Consider the following 15,817-nt stretch of genomic DNA (forward strand, 5'->3'; position numbering starts at 1 on the left):
CTCATGAAACCGATTGCGCTCCTCCCAGCCCTCCTCCTCCTGTTTGCCGCTCCAGGCGCGGAAGCGGGTCCGGTTGTCTATCATTCCGGCAAAACGCTCGCCGAAACCTGCGCCGCCCGCGTCGCCGCCCCCGATGCCCACTCTGCCAAGCTGCTCCGATTGTGCGAAGCGGCCCTGCAGGAGGCAGACCTGACCCCGGCCACATACGCCGCCACGCTGACCAACACGGGTATCGTCAAGATGCGGCGAGGCGAATTGGACGATGCCCTGGCTGACTTCGAAGCCGCCCGCGCGAAAGACAATGCGTCGCCCGACGTGGCCATCAATCTTGGCGCAGTCCTTGTTCGCATGAACCGGTTCGACGAGGCTGTGGACGCGCTGTCAGAGCCTCAGGCCATTTCCCGGGAACGCCGCCATGTGGCCTATCTCAACCGGGCAATTGCCCATTGGGCGCTGGACGATGTAGCGCAAGCCTATAACGACCTGACCGAGGCGGCAGCCCTCAAACCTGACTATGCCCCGGCCCGCGAGATGCTGCAGCACTTCCAGGTCGCTGATGCCCGTTAGCGCGCTGCTGCGTCGAGAATCCTGCCTGTCTCGGCTGCAAGCATGCGCTTTTCCTCGGCGATGATGCTTTCGACGGCGAAGGCGGGGTCCGGGACGGCGCCCGGATCCTCGGCATAGTCGTGCACCGTGAAGTCTTCCGACATAAAAGTGCGCACCCAGTCTGACAGCGGCCCGCCGGCCCGGTCGCAGGCGGCGAGCAGTTCGGCCAGCACCTGTCGCTGGGCCAGCAACCGGCCTTCGAGAGTGGCGTAGGGTATCGCTGACATGGTCTGGTCCTCCGGTTGGATACAAAAGGGGCCGATGCCTTTGGCACCGGCCCCGGATCGGCGAATTATCGATCCTAGGCAATCGGGATCCAGTATGGCGTCTGACCATAGTGTGAGTAAACCGAGGCGCCGTAAACGCGGTCCTTGAGGCGATCATAGTCGCCGCGGTCCAGCGTCGGCGCCTTTTCCAGCTGGTCCTTAGTCAGATTGACGACATAGCCGTCTTTCTGTTCGTCATAGGTCAGCGTCTGCCAGGGCAGCGGGTGGCGCTTCTCGCCGATGCCGAGGAAGCCGCCGAACGACATCACGGCATAGGCAACCTTGCCTTGCTGCTTGTCCAGCATCACGCAATCGACAGAACCGACTTTGTCGCCCTGGCCGTTATAGACATTGGTGCCTTCGACGCGATCGGAACTGATCAGCCGATTGGCAGAGGTTTCGAGTGTGTTGGTCATGTTGACTCTCCTTATGGGGTTATCAGGTTCCAGCCCTCGCCCAAACAACCGTCAGGATCGCGCCCTGTTCCAAGGCTGAACCGAAATTTCATGCAGCCGCACAGCATGCCGCACCCCGACGCGGGAACCTTTCCCTGCATTGTTGGTTTGAGTTGCATGACCCACTACGCAGACACATATTCCGCTCGCCCGCGCCCCACCGTTCCCAGCCGGAGCGGCAACCTTGCCAGCCTCAGGCATGTCGTCTCGACAGGGAACCTGCGCGCGGCGGTGGCCATGGTGTTTGCGGGCGTGGTGTGCATGTGGACCTGCGTGCGGCAACGCGCGACGGGTCAACACAGCCTGCGCCGGCGTCAGGTCCCGCTGTTGCCGCATCAGGGCGCGCCGCACTGATCCTGAAGCCCGGCTGGTTCTGCCAGCCTAGTCGGTGCGCGCCTTGACGATCAGCCAGCGATAAATACCAAACAGGTTGACGCCCGTGAGCGCGATATTCTGCAAGATGAGCGGCGGTTCGTTCTTCAGGAGGCCGAACGCCACCCAGGCGACAGACGAGACAGTAAAAACAATGAAGGCATAGCCGGTTATCTTCCGGCTGAGATTGGCCGATACGAGCACGGCCGCCACGATGCCTGTCGCCATGGCCGCGTAACCAAGAATATCGATCAAAACACGTTCTCCCGCTGATCTGAAGAGGCAACGGTGAGACAACGCAAGCGGTCGCGTTTGGTTGCCGCGACGGCTTTCGTTTTGAAATGGAGTGATAATCTGCGCCGTCAGGAACGGCCATATGGTGCGGTCAAGAGGACTCGAACCTCCACGGGTTGCCCCACAGCGACCTCAACGCTGCGCGTCTACCAATTCCGCCATGACCGCACACTGGTCTGTAACAGGCAGACGGGCCGTATAAGGCGCGCGCAAACCTTTGTGAAGCCCCGATTGTCGCCTATATGCGAACGATCATGCAGAATTTCCCCGCCGTTGAATGGGCCGTGTCCGATGCCCCCGTCCCGTATGAGGCCGCCGTGGCCCTCATGGAGGCCCGCGCCCGTGCGATTCGCGAGGGTGAGGCGTCCGAACTGGTCTGGTTCCTGGAGCACCCCCCGCTCTATACATCCGGCACATCTGCCAAGCCGGAAGACCTGAAAGATGCCGCGCGCTTTCCCGTGTTCGAAGCCGGACGCGGGGGCCAGTACACCTATCATGGCCCCGGCCAGCGCGTGGCCTACGTTATGCTGGATGTCGCCGCGCGCGGACGCGACGTGCGGGCCTTCGTGCAGAATCTCGAAGCCTGGATCATTGCCGCCCTGGCCGCCTTCGATGTCGACGCCGGGCCGCGCGACGGCCGTGTCGGCGTCTGGGTCGACCGGACACAGGCGGGCAGCCCGTTGCGCGAGGACAAGATTGCCGCCATCGGCGTGCGCCTGAAGCGCTGGGTGAGCTTTCACGGCATTTCGCTGAACGTCGAGCCGGACCTGGAGCATTTCTCGGGAATCACGCCGTGCGGCATAGCAGACCCGCGCTATGGCGTGACGAGTCTTGTCGATCTCGGCATCCCGGCCAGCATGGGCGATGTCGATATCGCCCTGCGCGATGCGTTCGAGGCCGTGTTTGGCAGCCAGCTGGTGGTCGTGCCAAGCCCGCTTCAGACGGTCCCGTAGGGCCTGCGCAGAGCTTCATTCTCCGGAATGTGGCTGCCAGTGCTGAACTCGCCGACACCTCCATTGGGAATCCGTGCCACAAAGAGCAGCGTCCACAGCATCGCCCCGAACGAGGCGAGCAGCCAGATCGGGACCGCCATACCCATCCCCGTGCTGATCGCCGTTTCCCTGGCCGTCTTGGGTGCCTCAGGCGGTCCGCTCCGTTGTGACGGTTTCTGCGCTTTCGGATTCGCTTTCGCCTTGGCTTCGGCTTCCGCTTTTGCAGCCGCCGCTCTCACAGGATCTGCCGCGATTTCCTTTTCGAGTGCGGCCTTGGCGACCGCGGCTTCATGCCGCGCATTGCCCATCGCCGTACCGCCCGCAAAGGCGAGCATACCTAGCATGAGCGGCAGTAGGACAATGCCGGCCAGCAGGGTCGAGCGCCCGGCTTCGGACAGGCGGCGCATGTGCGCGGCGAACGAGGTGTATTCAGTCAACAAGACGAACAGCATGAAGGGCAGCAGCATGGCCGGCACAGGGACCGGGCCGAGATTGACGGGATTGCTGAGCGTATCCGTCTTCAGCCCGGCGATGCCGAGAACGGCCACCACGAAGGTCGGCACGAGATAGAGCAGGACACGCCCCATGAACATGAAGGTCCAGGCCCGGCTGAAATGCAGCTTGCTGGACTGGCCCATCGGATTGAACAGGGTCTGGATCCAGCTCATCGTTGACGGATCGTCGCGGCGGTCGAGAATCCATGGACGGTGCGGATCGATCTGGGCGGGAGAGTCTAGCATTGGGAATGTCCTTGGCGGGAATCAGGAATACGTATCGGGCTGGCCGGCCCCGTCGGAGGGGGGGCCGAACTGGTTGGTCGATGGGTCAGACCGCAGGCGCGCGCCGATCAGGCCAAGGGCGCCGCTGGTCAGCAGGAAGGCGGTGATCGTCGTCAGCACGGACTGGCGCGCAAGTTCCGGGGCAATCTTTGCGGCTTCCTCGACGGCGGCGCTGAACTGGCCTTCCATGGCGAGTTTCTGGAACTCCACCTGCATCGCGAGGGCGTCGGGTGACAGGAACGGCATCAGGATCGCCGTTGCGGTGGTCGACAGCACGAAATAGCCCGCCAGAAACAGAAGATAGAACCAGGCGCTGTGGCCGCCATCGTGCAGCCGTTTGCCGAACACGCAGACATAGGAGAAGACGAGCGGGTATTGCAGCACGCCAAACGCAGGCGACACCAGTGCCACCGCGATCTGGACGATCATCATCGCCCCGGTCAGCAGGATCAGCCCGCGACCGAAGTCGCGCGGGCCAATACGGCCGTTCGGGCTGAGCAGGACATATCGAATGTCCATGGGGCGGTCTCCTCGGGTTGGCGCCGGTAGATCGCGTCTTAGCGCCTTTGCGGCCTCTTATCAATAAACGATAAATTCATGTAAGAAAAAAAAGCCGGAGGCAGGCCCCGGCTCTTCAGGATGATGTCATGGGCGCAAATGCGCTCAGACGAACGTGTCGACTGGTGGCTCGCCCGATGGTGGCCCGAACTTGTTGGTGCCGGACGTCGACTTGAACAGGCTCATGACAAAGCCGATCACACCTGTGACAATTGCGGTCGACACGATGTTCGGCAGGAGCTGGGCCCGCGTCATTTCCTTCGTGGCATCCATCGTGGCCGCCAGGACCGCACCGGGATCATTGCTGGACGCCATGTCTTCCAGGTCGCGCGCCATCTGTTCCGACATTGCTGCTGTATCGACACCGAAAAGGCCCGGCAGGATGAAGCCGAGCACCATGGACAAGATGATCGCCAAGACCACCATGCCGATCGTGAACCAGCCGGTCTGGTCGGCGTCGTGGAAGCGTTTCACGTGCAATACGATCCATGGCCAGATGACGATCAGGCCAAGAACACCCAGAAAGGGCGACACGTATGCGGAAATCACCGACAAAACGGTGCTGACGACGAACAAGGTGATCGCGCCACGCCAATAGGTGGGCTGATCAATCCGTCCATTCGGGCTGAGATAAAGGTTCATGCTGTCCTCCCTGCAAAACCGATTGCCACGGCACCGGAATTTCCGTGGCCTATCCAGTGACAAGCCAAAGGCGGGGCTAGCCGCCTCCAGAGTCGGATTCAGTAGCGCATGTGTTCGGTTATCAGGCGGTTAAGCCGGATCAGGCGAACTCGACCATGATTTCGTCGGCCGCCACGCTGGCGCCCGCAATCACATTGATCGCCTTCACGGTGCCCGTGGCTTCGGCGCGGATGATGTTCTGCATCTTCATCGCCTCGACGACACAGACCGCTTCGCCCGCCTGGACGTCCTGGCCGACAGTCACGTCCATTGACACGACAAGACCCGGCATCGGCGAGATGACGAGTTTCGACGTGTCAGGCTTTTCCTTTTCGGGAAGGCGGGCATGCAGGCCGGCAACCGTTGGTGTGCAGACGAGCGCACGCAGGGCAACGCCCCGGTGGCGGAAGATATAGCCTTCGGTCCTATCGGCAAATTTCACCGCGAACGGCTTGCCGTCGAGCACGCCTTCGACCAGGTGCTGGCCGGGATTCCAATTGGTCACGAGGGAATGGGGCTTGCCGCCATTGATCGTGATCTGCGCATCACCGTCGTCGCCCAGTTCAAGGTGAACCGGATGGTGCCGGTCACCGAGGATGACGATCCAGTCCTTGCGGGCTTCGGGTACGGGAGATATGCGACCGGTCACATGTTGCGCCCGGCGCGAATAGAAACCGTGGACATAGGCCGCGGCCGAAATCAGCTGGGTCTCCTGCGTCTTGGTCGGCTCGGTGCCACGGAAGCCGTCAGGGAACTGGTCCTTGATATAGGCCGTGGTGATATCGCCGGAGCGGAAGCGCTTTTCGTCCATCACGGCAGCGATGAACGGGATATTGTCCTGGATGCCTTCTATGTGGAACCGGTCAAGCGCCTCGGCCTGGGTGTCGAGCGCCGCATCGCGGTCCTTGCCCCAGGTGACCAGCTTGGCGATCATCGGGTCATAGAACATCGAAATTTCGTCGCCTTCGCGTACGCCCGAATCCATACGGACCGTGCCCTTGCCGAGCTTGCCTTCGACCGGTGGATGGAAGCGCTTGAGACGCCCAATGGATGGCAGGAAGTTCCGGTACGGATCTTCTGCATACACACGGGTCTCGACCGCCCAGCCATTGATCTTCAGGTCAGACTGCTTGAACTTCATCTTCTCGCCATAGGCAGACAGCAGCATCTGCTCGACAAGGTCGACGCCGGTAATCATTTCCGTGACAGGGTGCTCCACCTGCAGGCGGGTGTTCATTTCAAGGAAGTAGAATTCCTTGTCCTTGCCGGAGACGACAAATTCCACCGTGCCGGCGCTGTCATAGTTGACCGCCTTGGACAGCGCGACAGCCTGTTCGCCCATCTTCTTGCGGGTTTCCGGATCGAGCAATGGCGAGGGCGCTTCCTCGATGACTTTCTGGTTGCGGCGCTGGATCGAGCACTCGCGCTCGAACAGGTAGACACAGTTGCCATGCTTGTCGCCGAGCACCTGGATTTCGATGTGTCGCGGGTCGAGAATGAATTTCTCGATGAAAATGCGATCATCCCCGAAGGAGGATTGCGCTTCTGCCTTCACGGCCGGGAAGCCTTCTTCGACTTCCTTGTCATTGGCCGCAACGCGGATGCCCTTGCCGCCGCCGCCCGCCGAGGCCTTGATCATCACCGGATAACCGATCTCGCGGGAAACCTTCACCGCTTCCTTGGTGTCCTTGATCAGGTCCATATGGCCGGGAACGGTCGACACGCCAGCTTCGGCTGCCAGCTTCTTAGAGCTGATCTTGTCGCCCATGGCCTCGATAGCGAACGCGTTCGGCCCGATCCAGCCAATTCCCTCTTTTTCGAGGCGCTTGGCGAAAGCCGGGTTCTCGGACAGGAAGCCGAAACCGGGATGGATGGCTTCGGCGCCGGTCTTTTTCACCGCATCAATGATCTTGTCGGCAACGAGATAGGATTCCGAGGCAGGCGAACCGCCAATGTGCACGGTTTCATCGGCCATTTCCACGGCCATCGAGCCAGCATCGGCATCGGAATAGACGACGACCGTCTTCACACCGAGTCGGCGGCACGTCTTGATGATGCGAACGGCGATTTCGCCCCGGTTGGCAATCAAAATTTTCTTGAACATCTCACCCCTGGCCTGCTTGGCAATTCAAATCTGCCCCGCAGTTAAGCCGCAGGCACCGACTTGTCTACACTCCCGGAGCGTCAAGATGGCTTGCCAGCCATCATGCCACATGTTAATGAACGCTCACAACTGATAGTGAGCACTCACATGCAAATCATTTGACTCGATCTGGATTCGCTGACTTGAAATGGGCAGATTTCACCGGAAGAAGCGGCTCGCCTGAAAGCATTTGCCCTGCCTGGCCAGAAACGCGGCCTGCTCATCAGCCTGTTGCTGATCTTCGGCGCCTTGTCTGTCGCCGCCGGCACCATCGCCCTGGTGCCCAATGCGGCCACCGGCCTGGTCCTTGCCCTGCTGGCGCTGGTCGGGGCAGAAACCCTACGCCGCCTTGATGTCGATGCCTCTCTGAAAGTGCTCGGCGCAGGCCTAACCCTGATGGGCGATGTCGGGCTCGCCGGCTGGATTGGCTGGGAATTCAGGGACGCCGACGCCTCGCTCTATCCGACGCAGGCAATTGCCGCCGTAGTCGCTGCGGCGGCGGTCTGGTTCAGGTCGGCTTTCCTGGCCGGGCCGGCCGTGCTCGCCCTTGGTGCGACGCTCGGGTCCGGCACCGGCTACTGGCATGCAAGCTATGGCATCTTCGTCGAAGAGCCTACTCTGACCATTTTCTTGTTCAGTGCCGTTGCGGCGGGCCTGTTCGCCCTGCGCGGCCAGATCGCCAGAGCCTATGAAGGCGTCACAACGATTGCCGCCCGCACGGCGCTCTTCATGGTCAATTTCGCGTCCTGGGTCGGGTCGCTATGGGGCGACCGGATTGGCGAACACTGGCTGGCGCCATCTGCCTGGAGCGAACGCAGCGAATGGCGCGAGGCCGCCATGGAGATTCCCGAGATCGTGTTCACGCTCGGCTGGGCCGCATTCCTGATCGCAACCACCGTCAAGGCGCGCCGGGGCGGATTCGTCTCCGTCACGTCAATCGTATTCCTTGCGATCCACGGCTACACGCAGTATTTCGAATTGCTCGGCGCCAATGCGGCCAGCCTCGTGGTCGGCGGTATTGTCCTGGTGGGGCTCGCGGTCGCCAGGGCCCGGTTTTTCCCGTCGGATCCGGCCTAGTCGTCCAGACGCTCGATATCCGCCTCGAAGGCCCGAACACGCGCCGTCACGGCCACAAGGAACGCGGTCGACCAGCCGATCAGCAGGAAGCCATTGGCCGCCTCGGCCGCACCCAGCATGCGCCAGTCATCGTGGGGTAGCACATCGCCAAAGCCTACCGTGGTGAAGGCCGATGTGGAGAAGTACAGCGCCGGCTCGATACCCTCGAACTGCCCCAGCGCCAGGTAGGCAAAGGCGTAGGCCCATATCTGAATCGAGTGCAGGGCAAACAGGCTGATCACCACGAACAGGATCGACACGCCCTGTCCGAACACGCTCTTGAGGTTGACGGGATGAACCCCGCGCTGCCGCAGGAAGGCCGACAGGCCGACCAGTCCAATGAAGTGGATTGTGAAGGTCAGCACGACCATTACGCCGGCGACAATTAGGTTCAGCATCAGTATGCAAGGACCGTTAGACGATCAGCGCGCGACTGCAAGGCCTTGCGTGAAACCCGGTGCCTCGAGTTTCAGGAAGTCGATCAGCGCCCGTTCGGCGAGACTGACAGACTTGTCCAGCTCAAGGCGCTTGAGAAACCACGAGGTTTCATCATCGGTACCGATATTCGCTTCGCGCAATGCCGCCTGCCGGGCCACGCTGCGCGCGGCATCCGCCTTTTTCTCGTCTTGGCTGATCGGTTCGAACCAGCCGTCATCGGAAACGTCGCTCCGCGCATGCGCCAGGAATGTCCCCGGTTCGGGCCGCATATCGCCGACCCAGTGGTCGCGTGACAGCAGCGACTGTTCACTGGACGGTTCAGGGTGGGCCCGTGCCATGAGGTGATTGGAAATCGCGCGGGCGAACAGGTCGTTCCAGGATGGATCGTTCGCCGAAAAGGCAATCGCGTCATTCGTGCGCACCAGCAACTCGGCTTCCAGTCCGGAAATCCAGGAATGGCTCTCGCCCGCCGGTACGATCAGGGCACGGCGCACCCGTTCGACGTCTTCAGGCGTCGCCTTGCCGACATGTGTAATGCGGGCGCAGGCCATTTGCAGGGCAAAATAGCCAAGCCGCTCCGGCACGCCTTCGGCATAACGAATGATCTGTAGAAGGAGGTCCACTTCCGACGCGATCGGTCCGGTCATGTCGCGCCTGATATTCTCGATCAGCCAATCGGTCTCATCCTCGGTGACCCAGCTTTTGGGATCACTGTGCACGAGCACGAATTCTTTCATCGCTGCGATGAACAGGCGATCCCAGGCCGGATCGGTCCCCGCAGTCGTGAAATTCAGGCGAAACAGGGCCTCGGCATCGGTCAGGGACAGGATACCGTGACGGAACAGATCCGTCGCTACGCGGTGGGCGTCAGTCTCTGACAGCTTCACCACGGCCGATATCTGCGCAAGGAGTCCCTCGAACCCCTGATCCATTCCGTTGCCCTCCAAGCACCCCAACCTGCATAAGACACAACAGTTTCCGCTTGGTTGATTTATTCGGTTTGAAATCATCAGCTCCGGCGTATTGACTTTACGCTGCGTCAGGCTTCTTCAGGTGCCCAACAAGAAACCAATCCAGAGGGTGGACCTGACATGGCAGAACTTCGCGATCTTTCCGGACGTACCGCATTGGTAACCGGCTCTGCGACCGGGCTGGGACGGTCCATCGCCCTGAAACTGGCCGAACGCGGCGCAGAAGTCATTATCAATTGCAGCCGCTCTGTGGCCGATGCCGAAGCGACCGTCTCCGATTGCCGGGCGCTGGGCGCCCAGGCGCGGCTCGTCCAGGCCGATGTGGCGACGGAAGAGGGCTGCCGGACGCTGGCAGAGGCTGCCCGGGCCAGCGGGCGCCTCGATATTCTCGTCAACAATGCCGGAATTACCCGCCACGCGCGCGACCATTCAGACCTCAACGCGCTCAGCAAGGACGACTTTCTCGATACCTATGCCGTCAACGTTGTCGGGCCATTCCTGATGGTGCAGGCCTGCCGCGACCTGCTGGTTGCCAGCCATAAGCAGACCGGCCGCGCCGCCGCCGTGCTCAATGTATCCTCTATCGCGGGTGTCACCGGCATCGGCTCGTCAGTCGCCTACGCCGCCACCAAGGGCGCGCTCAACACAATGACCCTGTCGCTCGCCCGTGCGCTCGCTCCGGCGATTCGCGTCAATGCCGTTTGCCCCGGATTCATCGGCACGCGCTGGTTCAAGGACACGATGGACGAGGAACAGTACAAGCGGATGGAAGCCGGCGTCGCCGCATCCGTGCCGCTGAATGTCGCCAGCGGCCCTGACGATGTTGCCGATACAGCGCTTTTCTTCCTGTCAGATGCCTCGCGGCACGTGACCGGGGAAACGCTGCTCGTCGATGCCGGGATGCACCTTGGATACGCCCCGCTCGTGGCGCGGTGATCAACTGCCGGGCGCACAAAGCGCAGGCATTCCCAATGTTCGAGTGCCTAAAAAGACGGCGATCCCCGTGCTGGCAAACCCCACCTGAGTTTTTGGTTCGAAACGGCCGGAATCCCGGGCAATCCTCGGTTTTGCGCTCCAAGTCGGAGTTGTTCTAAGCACGGGGAACTACACAATGAAAACCAAGGTATCACGGGCGGGGGTCGCTCTTGTTGCTCTGCTGGCTACGGCCGGCACAGCTTTCGCTGAAGGTGAATGGTCAGGAAACGTCGCGGTCACGTCCGACTATGTCTGGCGCGGTGTTTCGCAATCCAATGAAGATCCGGCCATCTCGGGCGGCTTCGACTATGCCAATGACATCTTCTACGCTGGTGTATGGGCATCCAATGTCGATTTCGGCGACGCATCCGACACCAACCTAGAAGCAGACTTCTACGGCGGTTTCGCCAGCGAATTCGCGAACGGCGTCACCTGGGATCTCGGCGTAATCTATTACGCCTATCCTGATGCCGACGACGAAGATCTCGACTTTGTCGAACTGCAGGCAGCCCTCGGCTACGAATTCGAAGGCGGCGTGGGCGTCGGCGGCGCGGTCTTCTGGGATCCAGACAATGAGAGCGTCTATGTCCAGGGCACCGCAGCCTACAGCTTCACGGACGCCTTCTCGACGGACGTGAGCGTCGGCAATTACAGCTTCGACGGCGGCGGTGATTACACCAACTGGTCGCTCGGCGGCACTTACGCCCTGCCGATCGGCATCGATGTCGACCTGCGCTATTGGGGCACTGACGTCGATGATGTCGACATTGCCGACGAGCGCGTCGTGCTGACGCTCTCGAAAAGCCTCTAGGCAAAAAACTTCCTCCCATACTGGGCGTGGACTTGATTGCCCTCCCCCACGCGCAGCAAGGTGAAGGCCGCCAGTCCGAAAAGGATTTGGCGGCCTTTGTAATTTCCCCGCAATCACCCTAGATTTAGGCGATACGCACAACACAGCCCTTAGGAGACGCAGACCACGCATGGCCGCAGAACTGACTCCCGTCGAAGCCCTAATTCCCGCAATCACACTTCTCGGCTTCGGCGCATCAGCTGCGCTTGCGTCCAAGGCGATGCGGCTCAGCCCGATTGTCGGTTACCTCATCGTCGGAATCCTGATCGGCCCGAGCGCCCTCGGCCTGATCGAGATCAGCAGCGCCACCCACCTGCTGGCCGAACTCGGCGTTGTGTTCCTCCTGTTCGACATCGGCATGCACGTCTCACTGCGCGAACTGAACGAGAGCCGCACCGACCTGCTGCGCCTCGCACCGACGCATCTCTTCCTGACCGGCCTTGTCAGCGCGGGCGCCCTCGCCACGATCGGCGTGGACTGGCCCATCGCGATCGCCATCGGTCTCAGTCTCGGCCTGTCATCGACCGCCGTGGTTGCCCGTATCCTGACCGAGCGGGAGCAGAATTCGTGCCCGATCGGCCGGGCAACAACTCATGTCCTGATCTTCCAGGACATTGTCGCCATCTTCCTGATGATCTTTGCCAGTTCCCTCGGCGAGTCCGACGTCGGCGCGCAGGGCCTTGCGGGCCTCGTCTCCGATTTCATGCTGGAGGGCGCGGGCGTCCCGCTCTATGCCGCACTCGGCTTGTCGGTCGTGCAGACATTCATCGCCTTTGGCGCCGCGCTTCTGGCCGGCAAATACCTGATCAATCCCGTCTTCCGCACCCTCGCCGCCACGCGCAATGCAGAGGCGTTCACCGCCTTCACCCTGTTGCTGGTCCTGGCGGCCGCCTGCGCGACCGCCGTCATCGGCCTGTCGCTGACACTGGGTGCCTTCCTCGCCGGCCTCGCCGTTTCAGGCACGCCGTTCCGCCACCAGGTCCAGACCGAGATGGGCCCATTCCGGGGCCTGCTCCTCTCCTTCTTCTTCATCAGCGTCGGGCTCGGCATCAACATTTCGGCCCTGCTCTCGCACCTGCCCTTCGTCCTGCTCGGCGCCGCGGCCATCCTGGTCGTGAAGACCGGCCTCGGCTATATCGCCGCGCGTCTCAACAAGTGGAGCAAGCCGGGCGCGACGCAGATGTCATTCCTGCTGGCGCAGGGCTCCGAATTCACCTTGGTCATTCTGTCGCTTGGCGCCATCACGGCCGGCATCTCAATAGACTTGATGAGCAGCACCGTCGCCGCCGTCGCCCTGTCGCTCGCGCTTGCGCCCAGCTGGGCAGGTCTTGGTGTGCGCCTGTCGCGCCATCTCGCCGAGCGCAGCAAGACCGAGACTGATTTCTCAAGCACGACCGCGAATATCAGCGATCGCCCGGTCATCGTCATCGGCATGTCGTCAGCCGGTCGCCTCGCCGTCGACGCCCTGGTCGACCACGACATTCCCTGTATCGCAACCGAGGCTGACCCCGACCGCTTCCTGTCCGCCGTGGCTGACGGCTATCACGTGTCATTCGGGGATGCGTCGAACATGAAGCTCGTCGAGGCCGTCGGCGGCAGCAATGCCCGTGCTGTTGTGCTCGGCTTTTCACGCTACGAGATATCCCGTGAGGTGACCCCAACAATCACCCGCCGCTTTCCCGATCTGGTCCGCTTCGTGGCCGTCGACAGCCGTCTCGACCTGGAACGCTATCTTGACCTCGGTGTCCGCGCGCACTTCGCCGCCGGCCAGCCCAAGGGCATCGAAATGGTCGCCGACATCCTGTTGACCCTCGGCATACCCGAACCGGAAGTCCGCGAATGGATGGAGGAAGAAGCAGAACGCTTCAGCATCGGCGATGCCAGCGGCCATGACGCAGATGATGATGACGACGATCCCGACTTGATCGAAGTCGCCGCCTGACCGAGGACTGGAATTTCACTCCCGGCAGGTTTATAGGCAAGACCTGCCTCAGGGAGAGCAAACATGCGCATAGGCGTTCCAACCGAAATCAAGAAACAGGAGTCCCGTGTCGGACTGACACCGGAAAGCGTCGGCGAACTCACCCGCGCAGGCCATGGCGTCAACGTCCAGTCCGGCGCCGGGCTCGGATCAGGCTTCCCGGACGACGCATACACGGCAGTCGGTGCGAAAATCCTGCCCGATGCCGATGCGGTGTTCACTTCCAGCGAACTGATCGTGAAGGTGAAGGAGCCGCAGCCGGAAGAGACGGCCCGCCTCACCCCCGCCCACACACTCTTCACCTACCTCCACCTTGCCCCGGACCCCGTCCAGGCCGCCGGCCTGATGAAGTCCGGCTGCCTCGCGATCGCCTACGAGACTGTCACGGATGACGATGGCGGTCTGCCGCTTCTGCGCCCGATGAGCCAGGTGGCCGGTCGCATGTCGATGCAGGTTGCAGCCTGGGCCCTGATGCGCAGAACACGCGGCCGCGGCATCCTGCTCGGCGGTGTTCCGGGAGTCGCCCCCTCGAAAGTCGTCATCATCGGCGGCGGTGTCTCCGGCACCCACGCAGCCGAAATCGCGGTCGGCATGCGCGCCGATGTCACCATTTTCGACCGCAACAATAACCGCCTCGCCGAACTGGACGCGCAGTTCCGTGGCTCAGTGAAGACCATGTATTCCACCGCCCACAGCCTCGCCGAAGCAGTCAAGGATGCAGACCTCGTGATCGGCGCCGTCCTGATCCCCGGCGCTTCCGCCCCCAAGCTCATCTCGCGCGCCCAGCTCTCGACGATGAAACCGGGCGCCGTGCTTGTCGACATCGCCATCGACCAGGGCGGCTGTTTCGAAACCAGCCACGCCACCACGCACGAAGACCCGATCTATGATGTCGACGGCATCCTGCACTATTGCGTCGCCAACATGCCGGGCGCCGTGCCGCGCACCTCCACCTACGCGTTGACCAATGCGACCCTGCCCTTCGTGATGCAGATTGCGAACCTCGGTGGACGCGCCGCCATCAACGCCAACCCGCACCTCGCCCATGGCCTCACCGTCGACGCCGGCAAGATCGCCCACGAAGCCGTCGCCCACGACCTCGGCCTCCCCTATGTTCGCCCTGACTGGCTGACGGTTTAGGCGCCCTGCGCCTCTCTTGAGCGGCATCACCGGAATCTGCAACGACAGAACAAAGCCCGCACACAGAGGTGCGGGCTTTTCCTTGTGTAAGACGGGAACGTTCCGCCCCACCCCAGTTCAAGGCAGAGCGATCCCCGCCGCCTCGAACAGAGCGGCCCCTCGGCTCAGGCTATCGGGTGACCAGGTGGCCCCATACTCATAATAAATGTCTACGACCCTGGCGCCTTCGGGAAAGCGCACCCAAGGCTGTTTGGTGGTGGTAAAAATGTGCACATCGGGTGGCAGCAGGTCAGGATTGTCCAGTGTCCCGACCCGGATGAAGCGAATGCGCTCTCTCAAGCCCGACATGTGATAATTGCTCCAGACAGCGATGCGACACTTGGGACAGCGCGCAATGGTCTGCCCCTTGCCGCTCGGTGTGACGACGGTGAGTTCTTCGATATCGCCTTGGATCACTTGCACCCGGTCAGCCTCGATCAGTGCATTCAGCGCAAAGGCCGCCCCGGTCTGCCGCTGGCAATACCGGCAATGGCAGCAATGCACGATCAGAGGGTCTGACAACACTTGGTAGCGGACATGGCCGCATGTGCAGCCGCCTTCGTTTGTGTGAGATTCTTCGGTCATCGCCTGCCTTTCCGTTTTTACGCGTCACCCAGAACGGTCTGGACATCAGCCTGCAGTGACAATGTCGCCCTTGAGGCCACCCACAAACGCCAACACTTCGGCACCTTCCGATTTGCCGACGCCGAGTTCACCGGCGACGTGAATCACAATCTCGATGAACCGCGACCAGTCAATGTCGGTAATACCCATGCCCGCATGGGCCAGCACCATGTCGCGCCCGGTATAATACATCCTGCCGCCGGTCTCTCGGACGAGATAATCGATCAGCATCTGCAAATCCCGGGCATTCCGGTCTTCGCTTCGATGCGCCCAGAAGCGGCCAAGCAGGCTGTCGGTTTGGGCGCGGCCAATCAGTGCCTCAACAAATCCTCCGATTACATCATACCCACCCAGGCGATCGTAAAGCGAAACGGTCATTTAAGAACTCCCTGTTTTTCTGCGGTTTTCAGCGCGTGTGCCCAATTCTGTCAGTGCGGCCGACGTCCTGATTTTAGTTGCCATCTTGGTCGCATTCCCGCACGGTCTTGGGAATTTGGTAAAAATCGACACCGGTTTTGCAAAAATGCACGATGGAGG

19 protein-coding genes and 1 tRNA gene are annotated in these 15,817 nt (G+C 61.6%); 8 read left to right on the forward strand and 12 right to left on the reverse strand.

Annotation, left to right across the window (positions count from 1 at the left end; genetic code table 11):
* Positions 1-3 precede the first annotated feature (3 nt).
* A complete protein-coding gene (locus tag ACESNB_RS16725; protein ID WP_373009395.1) occupies positions 4-567 on the forward strand; it encodes a tetratricopeptide repeat protein in 564 nt (187 codons plus the stop codon).
* On the opposite strand, the gene ACESNB_RS16730 is transcribed toward ACESNB_RS16725, so the two are convergent.
* The gene (locus ACESNB_RS16730) at positions 564-833 is read right to left on the reverse strand and encodes a hypothetical protein (RefSeq protein WP_373009397.1); all 270 of its coding nucleotides are present in this window, start codon (positions 831-833) and stop codon (positions 564-566) included. The genes ACESNB_RS16725 and ACESNB_RS16730 overlap by 4 nt on opposite strands.
* A 74-nt stretch (positions 834-907) precedes the next feature.
* Positions 908-1,288 carry a PRC-barrel domain-containing protein gene (locus tag ACESNB_RS16735; protein WP_373009399.1) on the reverse strand — a complete coding sequence of 127 codons (381 nt, stop codon included), beginning with the start codon at positions 1,286-1,288 and terminating at the stop codon, positions 908-910.
* Positions 1,289-1,444: 156 nt separating this feature from the next.
* Here ACESNB_RS16735 and ACESNB_RS16740 point away from each other — a divergent pair, with 156 nt between their 5' ends.
* On the forward strand, positions 1,445-1,681 hold the full coding sequence (locus tag ACESNB_RS16740) for a hypothetical protein (protein WP_373009401.1): 237 nt from the start codon (positions 1,445-1,447) through the stop codon (positions 1,679-1,681).
* Positions 1,682-1,708: 27 nt separating this feature from the next.
* Here the strand turns inward: ACESNB_RS16740 and ACESNB_RS16745 are convergent, their stop codons facing one another.
* Entirely contained in the window at positions 1,709-1,954 is a 246-nt protein-coding gene (locus ACESNB_RS16745; protein ID WP_373009403.1) for a hypothetical protein, read from the reverse strand.
* 122 nt (positions 1,955-2,076) lie between these two features.
* Positions 2,077-2,161 (reverse strand) — tRNA-Leu (locus tag ACESNB_RS16750).
* A gap of 86 nt (positions 2,162-2,247) precedes the next feature.
* Between ACESNB_RS16750 and lipB the strand changes: the two genes are divergently transcribed.
* Positions 2,248-2,946 carry a lipoyl(octanoyl) transferase LipB gene (gene lipB / locus ACESNB_RS16755; RefSeq protein ID WP_373009405.1) on the forward strand — a complete coding sequence of 233 codons (699 nt, stop codon included), beginning with the start codon at positions 2,248-2,250 and terminating at the stop codon, positions 2,944-2,946.
* Here the strand turns inward: lipB and ACESNB_RS16760 are convergent.
* The 4 genes from ACESNB_RS16760 to ACESNB_RS16775 form a co-directional block, all read right to left on the reverse strand.
* On the reverse strand, positions 2,931-3,725 hold the full coding sequence (locus ACESNB_RS16760; protein ID WP_373009407.1) for a hypothetical protein: 795 nt from the start codon (positions 3,723-3,725) through the stop codon (positions 2,931-2,933). The genes lipB and ACESNB_RS16760 overlap by 16 nt on opposite strands.
* Before the next feature lie 21 nt (positions 3,726-3,746).
* Positions 3,747-4,283, reverse strand: coding sequence for a DUF805 domain-containing protein (locus tag ACESNB_RS16765; RefSeq protein ID WP_373009409.1), 537 nt, complete (start codon positions 4,281-4,283; stop codon positions 3,747-3,749).
* Positions 4,284-4,427: 144 nt separating this feature from the next.
* The gene (locus ACESNB_RS16770) at positions 4,428-4,964 is read right to left on the reverse strand and encodes a DUF805 domain-containing protein (RefSeq protein WP_373009411.1); all 537 of its coding nucleotides are present in this window, start codon (positions 4,962-4,964) and stop codon (positions 4,428-4,430) included.
* 139 nt (positions 4,965-5,103) lie between these two features.
* On the reverse strand, positions 5,104-7,107 hold the full coding sequence (locus ACESNB_RS16775; protein ID WP_373009413.1) for an acetyl-CoA carboxylase biotin carboxylase subunit: 2,004 nt from the start codon (positions 7,105-7,107) through the stop codon (positions 5,104-5,106).
* 270 nt (positions 7,108-7,377) lie between these two features.
* On the opposite strand from ACESNB_RS16775, the gene ACESNB_RS16780 reads away from it, so the two are divergent.
* Positions 7,378-8,223 carry a hypothetical protein gene (locus ACESNB_RS16780; RefSeq protein WP_373009415.1) on the forward strand — a complete coding sequence of 282 codons (846 nt, stop codon included), beginning with the start codon at positions 7,378-7,380 and terminating at the stop codon, positions 8,221-8,223.
* Here the strand turns inward: ACESNB_RS16780 and ACESNB_RS16785 are convergent.
* Together ACESNB_RS16785 and ACESNB_RS16790 are read right to left on the reverse strand one after the other, a co-directional pair.
* The gene (locus tag ACESNB_RS16785; protein ID WP_373009417.1) at positions 8,220-8,660 is read right to left on the reverse strand and encodes an ion channel; all 441 of its coding nucleotides are present in this window, start codon (positions 8,658-8,660) and stop codon (positions 8,220-8,222) included. The genes ACESNB_RS16780 and ACESNB_RS16785 overlap by 4 nt on opposite strands.
* 24 nt (positions 8,661-8,684) lie before the next feature.
* Positions 8,685-9,632 (reverse strand): hypothetical protein, encoded by a 948-nt coding sequence (locus tag ACESNB_RS16790; protein ID WP_373009419.1) that lies wholly within the window; start codon positions 9,630-9,632, stop codon positions 8,685-8,687.
* A 159-nt stretch (positions 9,633-9,791) separates the two neighbouring features.
* On the opposite strand from ACESNB_RS16790, the gene ACESNB_RS16795 reads away from it, so the two are divergent.
* From ACESNB_RS16795 to ald, 4 genes are all read left to right on the forward strand, one after another.
* Positions 9,792-10,607 (forward strand): SDR family NAD(P)-dependent oxidoreductase, encoded by an 816-nt coding sequence (locus ACESNB_RS16795; protein WP_373009421.1) that lies wholly within the window; start codon positions 9,792-9,794, stop codon positions 10,605-10,607.
* Positions 10,608-10,782: 175 nt separating this feature from the next.
* Positions 10,783-11,457, forward strand: coding sequence for a TorF family putative porin (locus tag ACESNB_RS16800; protein WP_373009423.1), 675 nt, complete (start codon positions 10,783-10,785; stop codon positions 11,455-11,457).
* A gap of 169 nt (positions 11,458-11,626) precedes the next feature.
* Positions 11,627-13,438, forward strand: coding sequence for a cation:proton antiporter (locus tag ACESNB_RS16805; protein WP_373009425.1), 1,812 nt, complete (start codon positions 11,627-11,629; stop codon positions 13,436-13,438).
* 63 nt (positions 13,439-13,501) lie between these two features.
* Positions 13,502-14,617: an alanine dehydrogenase gene (gene ald, locus ACESNB_RS16810; protein ID WP_373009427.1), complete on the forward strand. Its 1,116-nt coding sequence runs from the start codon at positions 13,502-13,504 to the stop codon at positions 14,615-14,617.
* A 117-nt stretch (positions 14,618-14,734) separates the two neighbouring features.
* On the opposite strand, the gene ACESNB_RS16815 is transcribed toward ald, so the two are convergent.
* Together ACESNB_RS16815 and ACESNB_RS16820 are read right to left on the reverse strand one after the other, a co-directional pair.
* Positions 14,735-15,241 carry a GFA family protein gene (locus ACESNB_RS16815; protein WP_373009429.1) on the reverse strand — a complete coding sequence of 169 codons (507 nt, stop codon included), beginning with the start codon at positions 15,239-15,241 and terminating at the stop codon, positions 14,735-14,737.
* 45 nt (positions 15,242-15,286) lie between these two features.
* Complete coding sequence (locus tag ACESNB_RS16820; RefSeq protein WP_373009431.1) at positions 15,287-15,658, reverse strand: group 1 truncated hemoglobin; 372 nt, start codon at positions 15,656-15,658, stop codon at positions 15,287-15,289.
* Between the last annotated feature and the right edge of the window lie 159 nt (positions 15,659-15,817).

The sequence above is a fragment of the Hyphomonas sp. genome (assembly GCF_041689225.1).
In the GTDB taxonomy this organism is placed as follows: Bacteria; Pseudomonadota; Alphaproteobacteria; order Caulobacterales; family Hyphomonadaceae; genus Hyphomonas.

Excerpts from the sequence above, each read along its gene's own strand:
- ACESNB_RS16725 (WP_373009395.1), top strand. The coding sequence starts at position 4 with ATGAAACCGATTGCGCTCCTCCCAGCCCTCCTCCTCCTGTTTGCCGCT.
- ACESNB_RS16730 (WP_373009397.1), bottom strand. The coding sequence starts at position 833 with ATGTCAGCGATACCCTACGCCACTCTCGAAGGCCGGTTGCTGGCCCAG.
- ACESNB_RS16735 (WP_373009399.1), bottom strand. The coding sequence starts at position 1,288 with ATGACCAACACACTCGAAACCTCTGCCAATCGGCTGATCAGTTCCGAT.
- ACESNB_RS16740 (WP_373009401.1), top strand. The coding sequence starts at position 1,445 with ATGACCCACTACGCAGACACATATTCCGCTCGCCCGCGCCCCACCGTT.
- lipB (WP_373009405.1), top strand. The coding sequence starts at position 2,248 with ATGCAGAATTTCCCCGCCGTTGAATGGGCCGTGTCCGATGCCCCCGTC.
- ACESNB_RS16760 (WP_373009407.1), bottom strand. The coding sequence starts at position 3,725 with ATGCTAGACTCTCCCGCCCAGATCGATCCGCACCGTCCATGGATTCTC.
- ACESNB_RS16765 (WP_373009409.1), bottom strand. The coding sequence starts at position 4,283 with ATGGACATTCGATATGTCCTGCTCAGCCCGAACGGCCGTATTGGCCCG.
- ACESNB_RS16770 (WP_373009411.1), bottom strand. The coding sequence starts at position 4,964 with ATGAACCTTTATCTCAGCCCGAATGGACGGATTGATCAGCCCACCTAT.
- ACESNB_RS16775 (WP_373009413.1), bottom strand. The coding sequence starts at position 7,107 with ATGTTCAAGAAAATTTTGATTGCCAACCGGGGCGAAATCGCCGTTCGC.
- ACESNB_RS16785 (WP_373009417.1), bottom strand. The coding sequence starts at position 8,660 with ATGCTGAACCTAATTGTCGCCGGCGTAATGGTCGTGCTGACCTTCACA.
- ACESNB_RS16790 (WP_373009419.1), bottom strand. The coding sequence starts at position 9,632 with ATGGATCAGGGGTTCGAGGGACTCCTTGCGCAGATATCGGCCGTGGTG.
- ACESNB_RS16795 (WP_373009421.1), top strand. The coding sequence starts at position 9,792 with ATGGCAGAACTTCGCGATCTTTCCGGACGTACCGCATTGGTAACCGGC.
- ACESNB_RS16800 (WP_373009423.1), top strand. The coding sequence starts at position 10,783 with ATGAAAACCAAGGTATCACGGGCGGGGGTCGCTCTTGTTGCTCTGCTG.
- ACESNB_RS16805 (WP_373009425.1), top strand. The coding sequence starts at position 11,627 with ATGGCCGCAGAACTGACTCCCGTCGAAGCCCTAATTCCCGCAATCACA.
- ald (WP_373009427.1), top strand. The coding sequence starts at position 13,502 with ATGCGCATAGGCGTTCCAACCGAAATCAAGAAACAGGAGTCCCGTGTC.
- ACESNB_RS16815 (WP_373009429.1), bottom strand. The coding sequence starts at position 15,241 with ATGACCGAAGAATCTCACACAAACGAAGGCGGCTGCACATGCGGCCAT.
- ACESNB_RS16820 (WP_373009431.1), bottom strand. The coding sequence starts at position 15,658 with ATGACCGTTTCGCTTTACGATCGCCTGGGTGGGTATGATGTAATCGGA.